The organism is Streptosporangium sp. NPDC023615 (assembly GCF_040640155.1).
Taxonomy (GTDB): Bacteria; Actinomycetota; Actinomycetes; order Streptosporangiales; family Streptosporangiaceae; genus Streptosporangium.
This window is the reverse complement of sequence record NZ_JBFABE010000187.1, coordinates 1-1,153: the sequence shown is the minus strand read 5'-3', so window position 1 is coordinate 1,153 and position 1,153 is coordinate 1. Positions and strand designations below refer to the sequence as shown.

Genomic DNA, 1,153 nt, shown 5'->3' with positions numbered 1-1,153 from the left:
CTGCACCGGTGCCCCGGTCTCGCCGACCCCCACCGCGAGCCCGACGGTCACCCCCACGGTCAGCCCCACCCCCAGGCCGACGCCGACGCCGTCGGGGCCGACGACCCCGCCGGCCTCCTACCCCGCCCCCGGTCGTGTCACGGGCGACATCGGCGTGCACGATCCCACGGTGGTCAAGCGGCCCGGCGGCGGTTACATCATGGCCCACACCGGCAACAACGTCGCCCTGAAGACCTCCACCGACCGCATCAACTGGCGCAACGCCGGAAGCGTCTTCCCCGGCGGCGCCCCCTGGACCACCCCCTACACCGGGGGCGCTCTCAACCTGTGGGCACCGGACATCTCCTACCACAACGGCCAGTACTACCTGTACTACTCCGCCTCCAGCTTCGGCTCCACCAACTCGGCGATCTTCCTGGCCACCAGCCCCACCGGGGCCTCCGGCTCCTGGACCAACCAGGGACTGGTCGTCTCCACCACCGCCTCCAGCAACTACAACGCGATCGACCCCAACCTGATCGTCGACGACCAGGGTCGCTGGTGGATGTCCTTCGGCTCCTTCTGGTCCGGCATCAAGCTGGTCGAGCTGAACCCGGCCACCGGCAAGCGCCTGGACAGCACGATGCGCAGCATCGCCGCCCGCCCGGGCAGCACCGCGATCGAGGCGCCGACCATCGTCAAGCACGGCAACTACTACTACCAGTGGGTGTCCTTCGACCGGTGCTGTCAGGGCGCCGCCAGCACCTACCGGGTCATGGTCGGCCGCTCCACCAGCGTCACCGGTCCCTACGTCGACCGCAACGGCGTCGCGATGACCTCCGGCGGCGGCACCCAGGTGCTGGCCGGGCACGGCTCGATAAACGGCCCGGGTCACCAGGACGTCCTCGCCGACACCGACGGTGAGCTGCTGATCTACCACTATTACGCCGCCAACGGCGCCTCCCTTCTCGGTATCAACCGGATCGGTTACGACTCGGCCGGCTGGCCGTTCGTCTACTGACCCTGATCCGTCAGGAGCGATCACCATGCGCCTTTTTCGAACGCGCACCATCGCCACGGCCCTGCTTCTCGGCGCCGCCGTCGTCGTACCGGCCGTCACGGCCCAGGCGGCGGTGGCCTGCCGGGTGGACTACGCGGTGTCCTCGCAGTGGTC

Annotated in this window: 1 protein-coding gene; it reads left to right on the top strand. The window is 69.4% G+C overall.

Annotated elements, in window-relative coordinates; translation table 11 throughout:
- The coding region (locus AB0G16_RS38820) for an arabinan endo-1,5-alpha-L-arabinosidase (RefSeq protein ID WP_362816043.1) at positions 1-1,000 on the top strand (1,000 nt) is incomplete at its 5' end.
- Positions 1,001-1,153: the final 153 nt, after the last annotated feature.